We start from the raw sequence: 17,243 nt of genomic DNA, 5'->3' as shown, positions 1-17,243 counted from the left end.
TCCTATGCCGCCTGATTCTGCGCGATCAGTCTTACCAAACTATCCGAATTACCGAAGCCCCCGGACTTCACCGCGCAGCGCAGACGCAGGCCGTCTGCCGTTACGACGTCGAACCACGGAATACCCGCCTCGATTTCGCCCTGCGGCCTCAGAACCCGAATGCCGAGCTCGCGAAAAACTGCCAGTGCCGTATCGCCACCGCCGACCATCAGCATGTCCGGGCGCGTCATCTCTATGATGGATTTTACGCCTTTTGCGAAGCGGTCGGCAACTGCCACGGCTTCGCCGCTGATTTCGCCAGTACAGCGGACGAGTAACGGCAAGCCAATTTGTGCGTCGGAAGGCACTGCTCCCATGGATGCATCGATGGCAGCGGCGAGGCAGCCGGTACCCTCCAGCCTGGCCATTTGTGCTGTTGTGATCGGGTCGCGGGAGCCGAAGGCAAAGACGGTCCGGCTCGATGCGGCAAAAGCGTTGCTTGTCCTGTTCGACTGTCCGATCTTGCGGGCAAGTGCAGCTCCGATACCGCGGGCGCCGACAGCAAGGGCCCTCTTCCAATCGCGTGCCTCAACCACTTGGTCGAGATCGCTGTCCGTTTCGGCATCGCGGACCAGCACTTCGGTTCCACCACTTGCATCGAAAAGCTCGGCAATCGGCAGCGGCTTGTCGACACCACGACCGACGACGTGACCGTTGTGGGTCAAACGGTCCTGATCGGGAATGGCCGGTGCCACCACGATTGTCTCGTGACCGAAGACGGTAGCCAAAGCTACGCTTTCCGCTGCAACGTTCCCCTTGAGCCGGGAGTCGATCTTTTTCAGAACGATTTGAGGCGAGGCGGCAAGAAGGGCCTTCGCCGCAGCGCTGACCCTTCCTGCCGCTTCCTCCTCCGGGAGAGCTCTCGAAGCCGTGTTGACCACCACGACCTCGCAACCGGTCGCAAGCGTTTCCGATATGGCACTGACGTCGATCGCGACAGCGACGGAAAGTCCGGCGTCGACAAAGGGGGTTCCCGTGTCGAGCGCGCCGGTCAAATCGTCAGCGATGATCGCGACCTTCAGCGTCATGCAGTCTGTCCTGAGTTGACAGCGTGGCAGGCGACGAGATGGCCAGGCTTGGCTTCCTTCCATTCCGGCACGACCTTGCTGCACACGTCCATGGCGATCGGGCAGCGCGAGTGGAAGCGGCAGCCGCTCGGTGGGTTGAGCGGGCTCGGCACGTCGCCCTGCAGGATCTGGCGCTTGCGCGTGCGCTCCAGCTCCGGATCGGTTTCCGGAACGGCTGACAGCAGTGCCTTGGTGTAGGGGTGCAGCGGGTTCTCGAACAGCTCCTCGCGCGTCGCAAGTTCCGCGAGGCGACCGAGATACATGACGCCGACGCGGGTGCTGATATGGCGCACGACGGCCAGATCGTGGGCGATGAAGAGGTAAGTCAGGCCATACTTCTCCTGCAGGTCGAGCAGGAGATTGATGATCTGCGCCTGGATCGAGACGTCGAGCGCCGAGATCGCTTCGTCGCAGACGATGAATTTCGGCTGGCAAGCAAGCGCGCGGGCAATGACGACGCGCTGCCGCTGGCCGCCGGAGAGTTCATGCGGATAGCGCTGCGCAAAGCGGGTTGGCAGGCCGACGTCGGTCAGCAGGTTGGCGATCTTGTCCTTGAGCTCCGCCTTGGTGCAGAGCTTGTGGAAGAGGATCGGTTCGCCGACTGCCTCACCGATCGTCATGCGCGGGTTGAGCGTCGAATAGGGATCCTGAAAGACGATCTGCAGGTCGCGGCGGAACGGCCGCATCTGCTTTTCATCAAGGGTCGCCAGGTCCTGGCCCTTGTAGACGACCTTGCCTGATGTCGCCTTGTAGAGGTTGAGGATGGTGAAGCCGGTGGTGGACTTGCCGCAGCCGGATTCGCCGACGAGCGAGAGGGTTTCGCCTTCCATGATGTCGAGATTGACGTTGTCCAGCGCATAGACGGTCGCCGAACGCTCGCCGAAGGCGCCGAGCTTGACGTGGAAATGCTTGACGAGGTTTTCGACCTTGAGCAGCGGTTGTGCACCCATCACGCAGCCTCCTGCATTTTCTGGACGACGAAGCAGGCCGTACGGTGGTTTCCGGCGCCTGACAGCGGTTCGAGTTTCGGTACGCGCTCGTGGCAAATGGCTTCCGCCAGCGGACAGCGTGGGGCAAAGGGGCAGCCTTTGGGGCGGCGACCCGGCTCCGGCGGCGTACCGCCGATGGACGAGAGCCGGCTTGCGGGCGCATCCGAGAGCTTCGGAATCGAGGCGAGCAGACCGCGCGTATAGGGATGGCTTGGGCGGGCATAAAGCTCGTCAACCGGGGCATCCTCGACGACGGTTCCGGCATAAAGCACGGCGACACGATCGACGAGACCGGCAATCAGCGCCAGGTCATGGGTAATCCAGACAACCGACATGCCGAGCTTGGCGCGCAGATCCTTCACCAGATCGACGATCTGCGCCTGAATGGTGACGTCGAGCGCCGTCGTCGGTTCGTCAGCGATCAGCAGTTTCGGGTTGCAGGCAAGGCCGATCGCGATCATCACACGTTGGCGCATGCCGCCGGAGAGTTCATGCGGATAAGCTTGCAGGCGCTCTTCCGGCCCGGGAATGCCGACGAGGCGCAGCAGTTCGACAGCGCGGACTCGCGCATCGGCCTTCTTCATTCCACGGTGATAGATCAAGGGCTCGCAGATCTGGTCGCCAATGCGCATCACCGGGTTGAGCGAGGTCATCGGATCCTGGAAGACGAAGCCGATGTCGCCGCCGCGCACCTTGCGCAGTTCCTTGTTCGACATCTTTTGCAGGTCGTGGCCGTCGAAGCTCGCGGATCCCTTGGTGACCTTGATCTTGTTGGGTAGAAGCCGCATCAGGCTCAGCATGGTCAGACTCTTGCCGCAGCCGGATTCGCCGACGACGCCAAGCGTCTCGCCCTTGTTGACGTGCAGATCGATGCCATCGACCACGACCGCCGGGCCGTTTCTGCCATCGATTTCGACCGTCAGGCCGCGGACATCGAGGAGTTTTTCGTTGGATCGGGTGGTGTTCATCACTTCGAACCCCGCGGATTGAGTGCGTCGTTGAGGCCATCGCCGAGGAAGCTGAAGGCGACCGAGGCAAGGCCGAGAACGGCTGCCGGGGCGGCCAGCAGATGCGGATAGTGCTGCCAGACGCGCAGACCGTCCGAGATCATGTTGCCCCAGCTTGGGGTCGGCGGGTTGACGCCGATGCCGAGGAAGCTGAAGGCGCTTTCCAGAACCATCGCGGTGCCAAGGCCGGCGCTGACGGAGACGATCAACGGGCCAAGCGCATTCGGAATGACGTAGCGCTTCATGATGATCCAGTTCGAAAGGCCGAGCGCCTGCGCGGCCGTGATGTAGGGCCGGCTGCGGATCGACAGCACCTGGGCGCGAACGAGACGCGCATAGGGCGGCCAGGAGATCAACGCCATCGAGCCGAAGACCAGAATGAAGTCGACCCAGATGGTCTGGCGATAGAAGGGATTGAGCGTCGCCAGATACTGCGCCTCCATCCATTTGGTGATGGGGGACTTCAGCGATGCATTGATGACGACGACGAGGAGCAGGTTCGGCACCGACATGGTCATGTCCGTCAGCCACATGATGACGCGGTCGAACGGATTGCCGAAGAAGCCAGCGATCGCGCCAAGGATCGTGCCGATAAATACGGCGATGACTGTGACGATGACCGCGACCAGGAAGGCCGTGCGGGTGCCGAAGACGACACGGCTGAACACATCGCGGCCGAGGTCGTCGGTACCGAAGAGATGTTGCAGCGATGGAACGGCGTTGCGGGCCTGCAGATTCTGGCTCAGGTAGTCATAGGGCGTCAGATACGGGCCAAAGATCGCTGTGAAAGCGAGGATTGCCACGACGATCAGGCCGAAGACGGCAAGCTTGTTGCGCTTCAGGCGATACCAGGCGTCGCGCCACAGGCTGACGGGTGCTTCTTCCTGAGCTGCGACGGGAGAGAGAGGGATGGCGGACATGGTCAGCGGCTCCTTCTTGCATCGTTGGCACGCGGATCAAGCAGCGGATAGAGAACGTCGACCAGAAGGTTCGAGATCATCACCAGGAAGGATCCGATGAGCGTGATCGCCAGAATGACGGGGTAGTCGGAATTGGTCAGCGCCTGCACGGTCAGGCGACCGAGGCCGGGAAGACCGAAGACGAGCTCAACGAAGATCGCGCCGTTGACAATGGTGATCATGATCAGGCCGAGCTGTGTCACGACGGGCGTCAGCACCGGGCGCAGGATATGGCGCAGCGCTACGACCATCTCGGGCACGCCCTTGGCGCGGGCGGTGCGGACGAAATCTTCAGACAGCACCTCGATGACGGCGGCGCGCGTTTGGCGGACGATCAGCGCGATTGGTTGAAATGAGAGCACGATGAGCGGCAACAGGATGCGCACATCGAAAACACCACCCCAGCCATACGGCACCTTGACCATCGGCAGCAGCACGATAAGGCCGACCATCAGCAGCGGGCCGGCGACATAGGCCGGGATCGCCCACAGAAAGAGCGCGCTGCCGAGGATCGTATAATCGAGGCGGCTGTTCTGGTTCATCGCGGCGATCATGCCAAGCGGAATGGCGATAACAGTCGTCAGGATGATGGAACAGAGCGCAAGCTTGAAAGAAACGGGGGCTGCGGCCGACACCATCGCCCAGACCGAGCGGCCGGATGTCAGCGAATTGCCGAACTGGCCATGCAGCAGGTTCCAGATGTAAAGGGCGAACTGTTCGATGAAGGGCCTGTTCAGGCCGGCACTTTCGCGGATGGCTTCGATGCGCTGCGGATTGTAGGCGACGTCGCCGGGTGCGCGCAGAAAGATCAACTTGATCGGATCGCCGGCGCCGTAGAAAGCCAGCGCGTAGACGGCCAGCATTACGATCAGCACGGACGGAATCCAGATGGCAAACCGGGTCAGCACATAGCGTAACAAGGTCATCTCCCACCGGTTGGCAGACACCTTCCGCGTCAAGGCGGACATGCGATGTCTTCTTGAAACTTGCGCGAAGGCCTTGCGGTCTTCGCGCGGTTGCTAATGTGCCCGAGGGCTATCTGTTTCAGAGTTTCGTGCCGGCTCAGCCGATCGAAATGTCCCAAGGCGCCACGACCTGCCAGTCGAGGTTCTTCTCCATTCCCTTGACCTCTTTGGTGGCCCAGCGGGACATCGCCTGAGAATACCACGGAATGAATGCCCAATCGTCGCGGAATGCCTTCTGGGCATCCTGGGCGAGCTTGACGCGCTGCGGATCATCGACGGCTTTCGTTGCCGCTTCGGCAAGTGCCGCATCGACCTTGTCGTTCTTGTAGCCGCCAAGCTTGTTCTGCGCGTTCGACGAGGTCGAGGCGATGCAGCCGGCGAGATAGGAAACGGCATCGGGAACACGAGTGCCGACGTCGTCGCGGAAGATCTGGACGGCGTTCTGGTCCGGACCGGCATAGGAGTCCTGCTGCGGCTTCATGTCGACGGCCGTGATGCCGAGGTTCTGGCGCCACTGCTCGGCAATGAACTGGGCCGCAGCCTCGATAGCCGGGGCGGAAATGCCGACGAAGAGGATCTTCGGCAGGCGCTCCGGACCACCGTAGGTCGATTCGGCAAGCAGCTTCTTTGCCGCGGCCGGATCGTACGGATAGGGCTCGAAGCCGGAATTTTCGGCGCCGGGAACGGAATTCAGGATCTGGTCGGCCTTCTTGTGCGGACCGTCAGGATAGGAAGCCTTGAAGAGGCCGTCGCGATCGATCGCCATGATCAATGCCTGGCGAACCTTCGGATCGTCCATCGGTGCGCGGGTGACGTTGAACCAGAAGTGCTGGCTGGTCGGGATCAGCGGACCGGCGGAGAATTCGGGGCCGAGGTCCTGGATAATCGTCGAGGTGACCAGTTCCGTATGTGCGTTGAACTCGCCGGACTTGATGAGCGACGTCGCGGTGACGTTGTCTTCGATCGAGGTGATTTCGATGCGCGCGAGCTTCGGCTTAGGCCCGAAGAAGTTCTCGTTCGGCTCGAACACCAGCTTGCCGGCGTCGATGTCGATGCTCGTCAGCTTGAACGGGCCGGAATAGACGGCGCTGCTGTCGGGCTTGTACCAGTCCGCCACTTCCTCGCCGTCACTACCACGAGACTGCGCGGCCTTGGTGATCGGTGCGATATGGTTGGCAAGGCGCATGAAGAAGATCGGGTCGGCTTCCGCCAGCGTCACAACGACGGTGCCTTCGTCAGGCGTGGCGACGCCCGTCAGTTCGTTGCCGGAACCGGCGCCGATTTCCTTGTAACCCTGAACCTTGCTCAGTACCTGGTCGGCACGCTGGCTCTTGGTGTTGGGCATGGAGGCCACTTCCCAGGATCCCTTGACATCAGCCGAGGTGATCTTGCTGCCATCCGAGAAGACAGCCTTGGGATCGATCTTGAAGGTCCAGACCTTGTTGTCTGGCGACTCCCAGCTGGTGAAGACGTATGGCTTGATCTTGCCTTCGCTGTCGAAATACATCGGCGAGGCCCACCAGATCGAGTTCCAGCGGAACGGAACGCCGCCACCGCGCAACGGCGACCAATCCTGGTTGAAGGCCGGATTGGCAACCTTCAACACCTGACCGTCATCGGCCAGCACGATGCGAGCATTCATGCCGAAGATTGTGAGGCCGACGCCGGCGGCGAGGCCAAGCTTCAACGCGTCGCGACGCGACATCTGCGCTTTCTGCGCAATATTCCCTTCATTCCGATCAGTCATCGTGTCCTCCCATGACAAAATCAGTGACGGCACCACTTTCACTCTGTTCCCGAAAGTGCGTCACGACATGGCGCAGACACTCGCTCGATAATGTAAATATGTCAACATAAATTAATCGATGGCGCTCTCGGCAAAACGAACGAAATATTTTCTTTAGTTTTTTCAACATGTTAAAAAATCACAACTGACGCTCTCTGTATTGTCATATTGACAACAAAGCTTCAGGGGATGAAGAAAACGCCATCTTGCGGGCCGGATTTCCGGTCGCTGCCGCTTTTTTCGCGGCGTTCATCCGAGGAGGACGATATGAGCAATCACAAGATTACAGGCGTATTTAGCGCGGCCGCGACGCCACTCAATGCGGATGGCAGCCCGGATCTCAGCCTTTTCACCGAGCACTGCCAGCGACTGTTGCAGGAAGGGTGCCACGGCATCGCCCTGCTGGGCACGACGGGGGAAGCAAACTCTTTCTCCTCCAGCGAGCGCCGTGCAATTCTCGAGGCAGCGCTCAAGGCGGGCGTGCCGGCCGACAAGCTGCTCCCGGGGACGGGTGTCGTTGCCATTCCTGAAACCGTCGAATTGACCAAGCACGCCCTTTCGCTCGGCGTGACGAAGGTCGTGATGCTGCCGCCCTTCTACTACAAGGGAGTCTCCGACGACGGATTATTCGCCGCCTACTCGCAGGTCCTGGAAAAGATCGCCGACGCCCGGCTGCAGGTCATTCTCTACCACATCCCGCAGGTTTCGGGCGTTCCGCTTTCGATTCCGCTGATCGGCCGATTGATAGAAGCCTTCCCCGACACGGTCGTCGGGATCAAGGAATCGGCCGGCGATTTCAATAACATGCAGGCGATCATCGGAGCTTATCCGGGCTTCTCCGTGTTGGCGGGCGCCGATCCGCTGCTCTTGCCGCTGCTGAAGGCCGGAGGTGCGGGCTGCATCACGGCAACCTCCAATCTCGTCGCGAATTCGCTGCGAACCGTATACGACAAGGTGCATGACGAGACGCAGGCCGGCGCCGTCGAGGCCGCCCAGGCTCGCATCAACGCCTATAGAACGCTTTCCAATTCCTACGTGCAGATCCCGACCATCAAGGCCATGGTCGGGCTGAAGACCGGCAACGCTGCCTGGAAGCGCACGCGCGCGCCGCTGATGCCGATCAGCGATGCCGACTACGTCGCGCTTTCCGAAGCCTACGCCAAGCTGCCGTAGGGAGCGCGACCATGAGTTTCACAGCTTTGCCAGCCGAGGCCGTTCCGGCGCTGATGACCGGAGAGATCGTCGCGAACGCGAACGAAAGGGGGCGCGCAGATGCCTATCTGCCCTCCCCTTGCATCCAGAACCATGCCGCCAACCTCGCCTTTCTGCCTGGCGGGACGCTCACCTGCGTTTGGTTTGGCGGCACGATGGAGGGGATGGGCGACATTTCCATTTACATGTCGCGGCTTGCCCCGGATGCCAATGTTTGGTCGCAGCCGGAGAAAATGTCCGACGACCCGACCAAATCCGAGCAGAATCCGCTGATTTTCACGGCTCCAGATCGAAAAGTCTGGCTGCTTTACACCTCGCAGACCTCGGGGAATCAGGATGGTTCTGTTGTCAAATGTCGGACCTCCGAGGATGGCGGCAAAACCTTCGGAGAGGTCCGCCTTCTCTGCGACATCCCAGGCACCTTTGTTCGCCAGCCGATCATCGTCAACAAGGCCGGCGCTTGGCTCCTGCCGGTCTTTCGCTGCATCGGATTGCCCGGCGAGCGCTGGACTGGCGACGTGGACACGGCAGGCGTGCTGATCTCCCGCGACCAAGGTGAGAGTTGGGCTATGACCGAGGTCCCTGATAGCATTGGGGCGGTCCATATGAACATCGTTCCGACAGACGATGGCAACCTTGTCGCCTTCTATCGAAATCGGTTCGCCGAATCCGTCTTGTGCAGTCGCTCGAGTGATGGCGGCGAGCATTGGAGTGTGCCGCAGCCGATCGATCTGCCGAACAACAACTCGTCAATTCAGGCGACAAAGCTCAAAAACGGCGTGATAGCAATGGTTTATAACCATTCCAATGCGTCGATGTCGGACGCTCGGCGCCTTTCGCTCTACGATGAGATCGAAGGTGACGATGAGATCAAGGCGGCGTCGGCACCGGCGATCGAGCGCCGCAAGGCTGTCTGGGGCGTTCCCCGCGCCCCGCTCAGTCTCGCCTTCTCCAACGACGGCGGCGCAAGCTTCCCACGTCGTATCGACCTCGATACCGGCGATGGATATTGCCTGAGCAACAACTCGAAGGACTCGGTGAATCGCGAGTTTTCCTACCCTTCGATTGTCCAGGGACCAGATGGCGCCGTGCACATCGCCTATACCTACTATCGCCGAGCCATCAAATACGTCCGGCTTTCGGCGGATATGATTGCCTGACGCCTTCACAGGTTGTCAGTTGTGAACCTCATCGATCCGACCCGGCTTCATCAGAGCATGAAACGCGTTGGATTGCGTGTTTGTTTTTGACAACTTTTGCGCCCTACTTCCGACGATTCGGTGCTGGCTCTCTCGGCGCCGCCAAACAACGGATCGCATGAGTGTTATAATCAATTTCAATATGTTAGCTTATGCAATGTATCTTCTTTCCTGCGATGGTTTCGAGGAGAAATGCGATTTATTTCGACACTATCGAATGTGTCGCTTGCCAAATACACGATCATTGTATAACAAATTTACATCTTTTGCGACCTGATGTGTCGCTAGCACTTGCAGGGGAGGACTGGTCCGGTGGTTAGCTTGGATTCGCCTATCACAATCGTTCGGCCGCATCTGATCGAGTTCGGTGTCGGTACGGCGGAGCGGCTCGGCAAGTGGGCCGGCGAGAAGGGTTATCGCCGGACTCTCGTCATTTCCGACGCCTTCAATGCGACGCGGGTCGATGCGCTTGCCCTCAAGGGTGAGGTCACGGTGTTTGCCGATGTGACGCCCGAGCCCGACATTACCAATCTCGACAAGGTGCTGGCGGCGGCGAACGCGGCGGATGCGCAGCTTGTGGTCGGCTTCGGCGGCGGGAGCGCCATGGATCTTGCCAAGCTCGCAGCTGTTCTCGCCGGCTCATCGCAAACGCTTCATGACGTCGTAGGACCGAACAAGGTCCACGGACCGCGCCGCGTTGCTCTGGCGCAGGTGCCGACCACATCAGGCACGGGAAGCGAGGCCGGCATCAGAGCTCTGGTCACAGACCCGAAGACGATGGCGAAGCTCGCCGTCGAAAGCATGCACATGTTGGCCGATATCGCGGTTGTCGACCCGGCGCTTACCTTCAGCGTGCCTGCGCGCACGACCGCAGCGACGGGCGTCGATGCCATGGCACATTGTGTCGAGGCATTCACCAATCGCAAGGCGCATCCGATGATTGATCTCTACGCCATCGAGGGTACGCGGTTGGTCGGAAAGTATCTCGCGCGGGCGGTCAAGGACGGATCCGACGCCGAGGCGCGTGCGGGCCTGTCGCTTGCCTCGCTCTATGGCGGCTTCTGTCTTGGCCCGGTCAATACGGCTGGCGGCCATGCACTCGCCTATCCGCTCGGTACACGCTGGCATGTCGCGCATGGCGCGGCAAACGCCCTGATCTTTCCGCATGTTCTCGCATTCAACACCCCGGCCGTGCCCGCAAAGACCCGTGCCGTCATGGACGCGCTTGGTCGCGAGACCTCCGACGAGATCGCGTCGGTGTTCGATGCCGCCTACTCCTTCTGCGCCGAACTCGGGATTGAGATGAAACTCTCCTGCCTCGGCGTTCCGGAAAGCGATCTGGATGCGATGGCCGAGGATGCCTTTGCCATCCGCCGCCTGCTCGACAATAATCCACGCGACCTGTCGCGCGCCGATATCCGCTCGATCTACGAAGCCGCCTTCTAAGGCGCGCTTCCATTCAAAGAGGACCGTGAGTGATGGACAGAAATGCGAAAGTCGCCGTGACGCTCGGCGATCCGGCGGGCGTCGGCCCCGAGGTGATCGTCAAGGCGCTCGCCACGATGCCGGAACAGGAGCGGCGCGATTTCGTCATCGTCGGTAACACGGAGGCGCTCGAGCGCGCCAATCGAACGGCAGCAACCGGACTTTCCTTTGCGCCGGCGGATGCAGCGGTCGCCGGCAAGATTGCCGTCGACGAGGTGGACCTCGGCGCACCGTTGCCGGAGATCGGCAAGGTGAGCCCCGTGGCGGGCGATGCCTCGGTTCGCTACATCAGCCGCGCGGTCGATCTTGCGATGTCGGGCGACGCCGATGTCATCGTCACCGCGCCGATCAATAAGGAAGCAATGAACCTTGCTGGCCACCACTATGATGGTCACACCGGCCTGCTGGCGCACCTGACGGGCTCCAAGAGCTCGTTCATGCTGCTCGCCTCGGAGCGGCTGAACACCATCCATGTCTCGACCCATATTTCGCTGAAGGGCGCGATCGAGCGCGCGAGGACCGAGCGCGTGCTGGCGACGATCGAGGCAGGCCACAACCACTTCATGCGTCTTGGCAAGAAGGCGCGCATTGCGGTCGCGGGCCTCAATCCGCACTGCGGCGAAAACGGTCTGTTTGGCACCGAGGATACCGAGTTCCTGGCCCCGGCCGTCGAGCTGGCGCAGGCGAAGGGGATCGATGTCGTTGGTCCGATCTCGGCGGATACGGTCTTTGCCCGTGCCTATAACGGCGCCTTCGATCTCGTCATCGCGCAGTATCACGATCAAGGCCATATCCCGATCAAGCTCATTGCCTTCGACACGGCGGTCAACGTCTCGCTCGGCTTGCCGATCGATCGCGTGTCGGTCGACCACGGGACGGCCTTCGATATTGCCGGAACGGGCAAGGCCAACCACGTGAATATGCTCTCGGCCATTGCCTATGCGCGGCTGATGGCGCGGTCTCCACGCCGACGGGCGGCTTAACGCTTCGGGTGCTTGTTGCATTGTCAGCGGCGCAGCGTTGCGCCGCCTGCCGCTTTGCTCGTTGGAGGAAATGAGCGATGGAAAAGACTGTTGTCATTCTCGGTGGCGAACTGGCGCCGGAAGGTCGCTCGCTTCTGGAAGAGGCCGGAGCAAGCGTCATTGCCACACCGCCCTATATCGACCGGCAAGCCGTTATCGAAACAATGAAGGCCCACCGACCGGATGCCGTCATCGTGCGATTGCTGGCCGATCTTCTTAGTTCGGAGGAAATGCAGGCGGGCGGAAAGCTCCGGCACATCGCCAAGCACGGCGTCGGGACGAATGACATCGATGTGAAGGCAGCCACTGCGCTCGGCATTCCGGTGTCGATGGCTACGGGCAGCAACGGGCACTCCGTTGCCGAGCATGCGCTCGCGCTGATCATGGCGCTGGTCAAGGATCTGCCGCGCCAGGACGCGCTGATCCGGGACGGCATCTGGGACAAGAACCAGTACAAGGGACGCGAGCTGCGCGGCCAGCGGCTTGGCCTCGTCGGTTTCGGCTTCATCGGCCAGACGCTGGCGAAAATGGCCGGCGCGATCGGCATGACCGTCTCAGCCTTCGATCCGCACGCGCCGGACAGCGCCTTTGGCGATGAGGTCAGCCGCGAAACAGATCTCGATACGCTTCTTGCGGACTCCGATATCGTCAGTTTGCACTGTCCGTTGACACCTGAGACGCAAGACCTGATCGACGCCCGCCGCATCGGCCTGATGAAACAAGGTGCGTTCCTGATCAACACGGCGCGGGGCGAAGTCGTCGATGAGAAGGCATTGGTCGCTGCCCTCGAAGATGGGCACCTCGCCGGAGCCGGTCTCGACAGTTTCGCCGTCGAGCCGCCGGGCATCGACAATCCCCTGTTAGAGCTTTCGAACACGCTCGTCACGCCACATGTCGCGGGCGTGACGCTCGACGCGAAACGCGCCGTTTCCATCATGTCGGCCGAGAACGTGCTTGCCGCGCTCGACGGTGTGACGCTTCACCCGCGCTTTCTGGCGCGCTGACCCGGCGGCCCGGTGCCGGCAAATAATGGAGTAAGCCATGGGCGAGACATCCGACATCCGCTACGCGCCAGATAGGCTGCGCCAATTTGCACGGGCGGTGTTTGCCGCTGCCGGGCTCGAGGAGGAAAAAGCGGCCGCCGTCGCCCACTATCTCCTCGAAGCCGATCTGATGGGACACACGACGCATGGTTTGGCATTGGCCGGCTGGTATCTCCAAAGTATCGCCGATGGCGTGATGAAGCGCGAAGGTCTGCCGGAGGTGGTCTCCGACCGCGGGCCGGCCATTGCGTGGCAGGGGCAGCGCCTGCCCGGTGCCTGGCTGACATCGGAGGCGGTGAAGCTTGCCTGCGAGCGTGCGGCGACCTACGGCACGGCGACGATCGCAATCGCCGACAGCCATCACATCGGTTGCCTTGCCGCATATCTCACCATCGCGACCGATCGCGGCTATATGGTCAGCATCGCGAGTTCCAGTCCATCGGGGGCGCAGGTCGCGCCCTTCGGCGGGCGAAAGGGCATCTACACGCCGAATCCCGTCGCCCATGGCATTCCGACGCCCGGCGATCCGATCCTGATCGATATCAGCGCCTCGATCACGACGGTCAACATGGCGCAACGTCTGGTCCGCGAGGGCCGACAATATGATCATGCGTGGCTGATGGACGAGAACGGCGAGCCCAGCCGTGATCCGCGAGTGATCGAACGCGGTGGCACGCTTATGCCGGTCGGAGGGCTCGATCATGGCCAGAAGGGCTATGGCATGGCGCTTCATGTCGAAGCCTTCACCCAAGGTCTTTCAGGGCTTGGCCGCGTCGACGGGCTGAAGGGTACCAATGCTGCTGTCACCGTCCAGGTTTTCGATCCTGACGCATTTGGGGGTCGCGATGCCTTTCTGCGGCAGACCGGCTGGCTCGCCGATGCGTGTCGCAGCAATCCGCCGCGACCCGGCGTTGCCCGCGTTCGGCTGCCCGGGGAAAACGGCCTGGCGCGCAAACGCTCTGCCCTGGCGGATGGGGTCGCCCTGCACTCCAACATCATGGCATCGCTCGCGTCCCACGCCGAGCGGCTCGGCGTCGCAATGCCCTAGCTTCGGGGCCAACGCTCATCCTGAACAAAAGCACGTGGAGAGTTCGATCGAGCCGTTTCGGTCACCGCTCACAGCCGCTAAGTGTTTACAAAGCGTAAACAGTCGGAGGGATGAGGTGAGAAGTTTTGCAGCAGGTCTGACCGCAGCTCATTTGGAGCAAATGCTCGCACCCTACATCGCCGACCGGCAAGGTGAAGCGGATCGCGGCAATGCCGAGCGTGGTGACGAGCGCGAAACCGCCCCGACCAAGAAAGGCGCGGAGGATGCCTGGACATCGCCTCGCAACTAAATTCCGCTGGCCGTTTTTCGAGATCCGAGAACCGACGACTTTGGCGCGGCCGAACGTCGGTTTTTTGCTGCCCGGCGATCTCGACAAGCCCCAGCACGCATTTCTAATGTCTTGAAAACACAAGCGATCGTCAGGCCAAAGCCTGAAAAAAGATCACTTGTTAGAAGGAAATTTGGAGCGGGCGAAGGGATTTGAACCCTCGACCCCAACCTTGGCAAGGTTGTGCTCTACCCCTGAGCTACACCCGCTCAATCCGCATCGGTCCGGGGTAGTTGTGAGGACCGTGGGCGCCACCTTGCGGCGACGGGCGCTATATCGCCCAAACGATTTTCAAATGCAACAGGGAAATGACGGAAATTCGAAGAAAAATTTGCCTGCCTCGTTCGGAGACATCGGAAGTGCCGCAAATGCAGGGCAAAGCGTCGACCGGGAGCGTTGCAAAAGATGATGGCGGGACGTAATCAGGCATGCATCCACTTTCCCGACCGCATGGATTTTCCGATGACCGACGAGACGCCGAAGACGAGAGACGACCTTTTTGCCTTTCTTGATGGCTTGGATATCAAGCACAGCACCAAAAACCATGCGCCTGTCTTTACGGTTGCCGAATCGGTCGCACTGCGTGACGAGATCCCCGGCTGCCACACGAAAAACCTCTTCGTCAAAGACAAAAAGGATCAGTTCTTCCTGCTGACGGTTGAAGAAAATGCGACTGTAGATCTGAAGACGGTGCACACGCTGATCGGCGCCGCCAGCAAGGTCTCCTTCGGAAAGCCGGAAAGGCTGATGGAGTATCTTGGGGTTGCGCCCGGTTCGGTCACGGCCTTTGGGGCCATCAATGACACCGGTGGAAATGTGACGTTCGTTCTCGATGCCGATCTGATGAAGGACGAGATCATCAATTGCCACCCACTGTCCAATGACGCAACGACTTCGATTGCAAGCGGAGATCTTATTCGCTTTATGGAAGCGACGGGACATAAGCCGCTTGTCTTGAAAGTGACGTCCTGACATACGATTTTAGCGCTAGAAAAGCCGGCTGACCGGCACGGCGGGAGATATCCATGAGCGGCAACGACAATCCTTACAGCAATTCCTTTGGCCAGATGACGGCAACGGCGAATTATGGGGCGGCCCCGGCTGCGGGCGCGGGCGGTTACATCAAGGATACGACGACCGCGAATTTCGCGAAGGATGTCATCGAGGAATCTCGCAACCAGCCGGTTCTGGTCGATTTCTGGGCACCGTGGTGTGGTCCCTGCAAGCAGCTGACCCCAGTGCTGGAAAAGGTCGTCAATGAAGCGCAAGGGCGCGTCAAGCTGGTCAAGATGAACATCGATGACCATCCGTCGATCGCAGGCCAGCTTGGTATCCAGTCGATTCCGGCCGTAATCGCCTTCGTCGGCGGTCGTCCCGCCGATGGTTTCATGGGCGCTGTGCCGGAGAGCCAGATCAACCAGTTCATCGATCGGATCGCCGGTCCGGCCGGCGCCGACCAGGCGGCCGAAATCGAAGGCGTCCTCAAGGAGGCGAACGAGTTGTTGGCATCGGGCGATATCAATGGTGCCGCACAGCTTTACGGCGCCGTCATGCAGGCCGATCCCGAGAATGCGAAGGCTTTGGCGGGAATGGCCGAATGCATGATTGCCGCAAACCAGCATGAGCGTGCGCGCGAGGCGCTGACTGACCTGCCTGAGGAGATGGCGAAGGACCCGGCGATCCAGGCTGTATCGACGAAGCTCGATCAGATCGAGGAGGCGCGCAAGCTTGGTGATCCCGTCGCTCTGGAGCAGGACCTAGCGCGAAATCCCGACGATCATGAGGCCCGCCTGAAGCTTGCCAAGATCCGCAACGTCGAGGGTCGGCGCGAAGAATCGGCAGAGCATCTGCTTTATATCATGCGCAAGGACCGCGCTTTCGACGACGATGGCGCTCGCCGGCAACTGCTGCAGTTCTTCGACGTCTGGGGCTTCAAGGATCCTGCGACGGTTTCGGCACGGCGCAAGCTCTCGGCCATGCTATTTTCGTAATTCGGGCTTCAAGTTTCGATCGCCCGCCCTTGCGTTTTCGGGGGCGGGCCCCACATTCCCGATTGTGCGGGCGCATCCTGTCGCGCCCGCGGGTGACGCAGGACCAGTCTCTATGCAAGTGGGGAATGCACGATACTTAAAGCCCGGTGATCTGCCCGATACGATCGCTGTCTTTCCGCTTGGCGGTGCGCTTCTGTTGCCCACAGGCCAGCTACCCCTCAATATCTTCGAGCCGCGTTATCTCGCGATGTTCGACGCCGCTTTGTCGGGAAATCGACTGATCGGCATGGTCCAGCCCGCGTTGGGGGACCAGGAAGGGCAGGGCGAGGTTCTGGCCCCGGTTGGCTGCCTTGGACGCATTACATCCTTCGCCGAAACAGGGGATGGTCGCTACATCGTTTCCCTCACCGGCATCTGCCGTTTTCGCCTTCTAGAGGAGCGCGAGACGCACAATCCGTTCCGGACCTTCCGCATAGCACCGTTCATTGCCGATCTCTCGGCACGCGATGAGGAGGACGCTGTCGATCGCGCCGCGCTTCTGGCTGCTTTCAAGGCCTATCTCGATGCAAACAAGCTCGAGGCCGATTGGGAAAGCGTCGAGCGCGCCAGCAACCTGACGCTCGTCAATTCGCTGGCAATGATGTCACCCTTCGGGCCTGCCGAGAAGCAGGCGCTCCTGGAGGCGCCCGACCTAAAGACACGAGCGGAAACGCTGATCGCGATCACCGAGATCGTGCTGGCGCGTGTCTTCGGTGACTCGGACACCGTTCTGCAGTAAAACGGATTCATGGACGAAAAACTCAGCCGCGTTGATCCGAAGCTTCTCGAACTGTTGGTATGCCCCCTGACAAAGGGTCGGCTAACATATGACCGCGAGCACAATGAACTCGTGTCGGAGAGGGCGCGCCTCGCCTATCCGATCCGTGATGGCATTCCGATCATGCTGGTCTCGGAGGCCCGTGGACTGGACGACTGACTAGAGCCTTTCATGTTTTGACGGAAGCGTAGCCGGCATTTGAGAAGTAGTTGGCGCATTCCTCTGGCTTTATGGTGTCGGCGAGTAAGCCCAGATGGCGCCACGTTTCCTCGATGGTTCGCTTTTG

General features: G+C 60.7%; 17 protein-coding genes, 1 tRNA gene and 1 pseudogene. 11 read left to right on the top strand and 8 right to left on the bottom strand.

Features of this window, described 5'->3' with window-relative positions; genetic code table 11:
* Positions 1–2 precede the first annotated feature (2 nt).
* From IB248_RS28970 to IB248_RS28945, 6 genes are all read right to left on the bottom strand, one after another.
* A complete protein-coding gene (locus IB248_RS28970) occupies positions 3–1,067 on the bottom strand; it encodes a four-carbon acid sugar kinase family protein (RefSeq protein ID WP_192242057.1) in 1,065 nt (354 codons plus the stop codon).
* A complete protein-coding gene (locus tag IB248_RS28965) occupies positions 1,064–2,056 on the bottom strand; it encodes an oligopeptide/dipeptide ABC transporter ATP-binding protein (protein WP_113469714.1) in 993 nt (330 codons plus the stop codon). Before IB248_RS28965 ends, IB248_RS28970 begins: the two co-directional genes overlap by 4 nt.
* Positions 2,056–3,063, bottom strand: a complete 1,008-nt coding sequence (locus IB248_RS28960; protein WP_018855856.1) for an ABC transporter ATP-binding protein — start codon at positions 3,061–3,063, stop codon at positions 2,056–2,058. Before IB248_RS28960 ends, IB248_RS28965 begins: the two co-directional genes overlap by 1 nt.
* Positions 3,063–4,022 carry an ABC transporter permease gene (locus IB248_RS28955; RefSeq protein WP_018855855.1) on the bottom strand — a complete coding sequence of 320 codons (960 nt, stop codon included), beginning with the start codon at positions 4,020–4,022 and terminating at the stop codon, positions 3,063–3,065. Before IB248_RS28955 ends, IB248_RS28960 begins: the two co-directional genes overlap by 1 nt.
* Before the next feature lie 2 nt (positions 4,023–4,024).
* Complete coding sequence (locus IB248_RS28950) at positions 4,025–4,981, bottom strand: ABC transporter permease (protein WP_025658110.1); 957 nt, start codon at positions 4,979–4,981, stop codon at positions 4,025–4,027.
* Between the two features lie 142 nt (positions 4,982–5,123).
* Complete coding sequence (locus IB248_RS28945) at positions 5,124–6,773, bottom strand: ABC transporter substrate-binding protein (RefSeq protein WP_018855853.1); 1,650 nt, start codon at positions 6,771–6,773, stop codon at positions 5,124–5,126.
* Between the two features lie 306 nt (positions 6,774–7,079).
* On the opposite strand from IB248_RS28945, the gene IB248_RS28940 reads away from it, so the two are divergent.
* The 7 genes from IB248_RS28940 (at position 7,080) to IB248_RS28910 (ending at position 14,110) form a co-directional block, all read left to right on the top strand.
* Positions 7,080–7,985, top strand: coding sequence for a dihydrodipicolinate synthase family protein (locus tag IB248_RS28940; protein ID WP_018855852.1), 906 nt, complete (start codon positions 7,080–7,082; stop codon positions 7,983–7,985).
* Between the two features lie 11 nt (positions 7,986–7,996).
* Positions 7,997–9,184 (top strand): exo-alpha-sialidase, encoded by a 1,188-nt coding sequence (locus IB248_RS28935; protein WP_192242056.1) that lies wholly within the window; start codon positions 7,997–7,999, stop codon positions 9,182–9,184.
* 351 nt (positions 9,185–9,535) lie between these two features.
* Positions 9,536–10,669, top strand: a complete 1,134-nt coding sequence (locus tag IB248_RS28930; protein WP_113469716.1) for an iron-containing alcohol dehydrogenase — start codon at positions 9,536–9,538, stop codon at positions 10,667–10,669.
* 32 nt (positions 10,670–10,701) lie between these two features.
* On the top strand, positions 10,702–11,691 hold the full coding sequence (gene pdxA, locus IB248_RS28925; protein WP_018855849.1) for a 4-hydroxythreonine-4-phosphate dehydrogenase PdxA: 990 nt from the start codon (positions 10,702–10,704) through the stop codon (positions 11,689–11,691).
* A 77-nt stretch (positions 11,692–11,768) separates the two neighbouring features.
* Positions 11,769–12,734: a hydroxyacid dehydrogenase gene (locus tag IB248_RS28920; protein WP_018855848.1), complete on the top strand. Its 966-nt coding sequence runs from the start codon at positions 11,769–11,771 to the stop codon at positions 12,732–12,734.
* 37 nt (positions 12,735–12,771) lie between these two features.
* Positions 12,772–13,821, top strand: a complete 1,050-nt coding sequence (locus tag IB248_RS28915) for an Ldh family oxidoreductase (protein ID WP_018855847.1) — start codon at positions 12,772–12,774, stop codon at positions 13,819–13,821.
* 115 nt (positions 13,822–13,936) lie between these two features.
* Positions 13,937–14,110, top strand: a complete 174-nt coding sequence (locus tag IB248_RS28910) for a hypothetical protein (RefSeq protein WP_162745720.1) — start codon at positions 13,937–13,939, stop codon at positions 14,108–14,110.
* 173 nt (positions 14,111–14,283) lie between these two features.
* Here the strand turns inward: IB248_RS28910 and IB248_RS28905 are convergent.
* A tRNA-Gly gene (locus IB248_RS28905) sits at positions 14,284–14,358 on the bottom strand.
* Positions 14,359–14,611: 253 nt separating this feature from the next.
* On the opposite strand from IB248_RS28905, the gene IB248_RS28900 reads away from it, so the two are divergent.
* From IB248_RS28900 to IB248_RS28885, 4 genes are all read left to right on the top strand, one after another.
* Complete coding sequence (locus IB248_RS28900) at positions 14,612–15,121, top strand: prolyl-tRNA synthetase associated domain-containing protein (protein WP_192242055.1); 510 nt, start codon at positions 14,612–14,614, stop codon at positions 15,119–15,121.
* Positions 15,122–15,174: 53 nt separating this feature from the next.
* Entirely contained in the window at positions 15,175–16,140 is a 966-nt protein-coding gene (gene trxA / locus IB248_RS28895) for a thioredoxin (protein WP_018855844.1), read from the top strand.
* A gap of 112 nt (positions 16,141–16,252) precedes the next feature.
* Positions 16,253–16,918 (top strand): LON peptidase substrate-binding domain-containing protein, encoded by a 666-nt coding sequence (locus IB248_RS28890; RefSeq protein WP_018855843.1) that lies wholly within the window; start codon positions 16,253–16,255, stop codon positions 16,916–16,918.
* A gap of 9 nt (positions 16,919–16,927) precedes the next feature.
* Positions 16,928–17,116 (top strand): Trm112 family protein, encoded by a 189-nt coding sequence (locus IB248_RS28885; protein ID WP_192242054.1) that lies wholly within the window; start codon positions 16,928–16,930, stop codon positions 17,114–17,116.
* 10 nt (positions 17,117–17,126) lie between these two features.
* Here IB248_RS28885 and IB248_RS28880 read toward each other — a convergent pair.
* A pseudogene (locus tag IB248_RS28880) lies at positions 17,127–17,243 on the bottom strand (IS630 family transposase); the annotation flags it as partial.

This window comes from Rhizobium sp. RHZ01 (assembly GCF_014851595.1).
Taxonomy (GTDB): domain Bacteria; phylum Pseudomonadota; class Alphaproteobacteria; order Rhizobiales; family Rhizobiaceae; genus Rhizobium; species Rhizobium altiplani.
Note: the sequence above shows the minus strand (reverse complement) of the source record. Positions and strands in the feature narration are given on the sequence as shown.

Coding starts and splice junctions, on each gene's coding strand:
- IB248_RS28970 (WP_192242057.1), bottom strand. CDS start 1,067: ATGACGCTGAAGGTCGCGATCATCGCTGACGATTTGACCGGCGCGCTC.
- IB248_RS28965 (WP_113469714.1), bottom strand. CDS start 2,056: ATGGGTGCACAACCGCTGCTCAAGGTCGAAAACCTCGTCAAGCATTTC.
- IB248_RS28960 (WP_018855856.1), bottom strand. CDS start 3,063: ATGAACACCACCCGATCCAACGAAAAACTCCTCGATGTCCGCGGCCTG.
- IB248_RS28955 (WP_018855855.1), bottom strand. CDS start 4,022: ATGTCCGCCATCCCTCTCTCTCCCGTCGCAGCTCAGGAAGAAGCACCC.
- IB248_RS28945 (WP_018855853.1), bottom strand. CDS start 6,773: ATGACTGATCGGAATGAAGGGAATATTGCGCAGAAAGCGCAGATGTCG.
- IB248_RS28940 (WP_018855852.1), top strand. CDS start 7,080: ATGAGCAATCACAAGATTACAGGCGTATTTAGCGCGGCCGCGACGCCA.
- IB248_RS28935 (WP_192242056.1), top strand. CDS start 7,997: ATGAGTTTCACAGCTTTGCCAGCCGAGGCCGTTCCGGCGCTGATGACC.
- pdxA (WP_018855849.1), top strand. CDS start 10,702: ATGGACAGAAATGCGAAAGTCGCCGTGACGCTCGGCGATCCGGCGGGC.
- IB248_RS28920 (WP_018855848.1), top strand. CDS start 11,769: ATGGAAAAGACTGTTGTCATTCTCGGTGGCGAACTGGCGCCGGAAGGT.
- IB248_RS28915 (WP_018855847.1), top strand. CDS start 12,772: ATGGGCGAGACATCCGACATCCGCTACGCGCCAGATAGGCTGCGCCAA.
- IB248_RS28900 (WP_192242055.1), top strand. CDS start 14,612: ATGACCGACGAGACGCCGAAGACGAGAGACGACCTTTTTGCCTTTCTT.
- trxA (WP_018855844.1), top strand. CDS start 15,175: ATGAGCGGCAACGACAATCCTTACAGCAATTCCTTTGGCCAGATGACG.
- IB248_RS28890 (WP_018855843.1), top strand. CDS start 16,253: ATGCAAGTGGGGAATGCACGATACTTAAAGCCCGGTGATCTGCCCGAT.
- IB248_RS28885 (WP_192242054.1), top strand. CDS start 16,928: ATGGACGAAAAACTCAGCCGCGTTGATCCGAAGCTTCTCGAACTGTTG.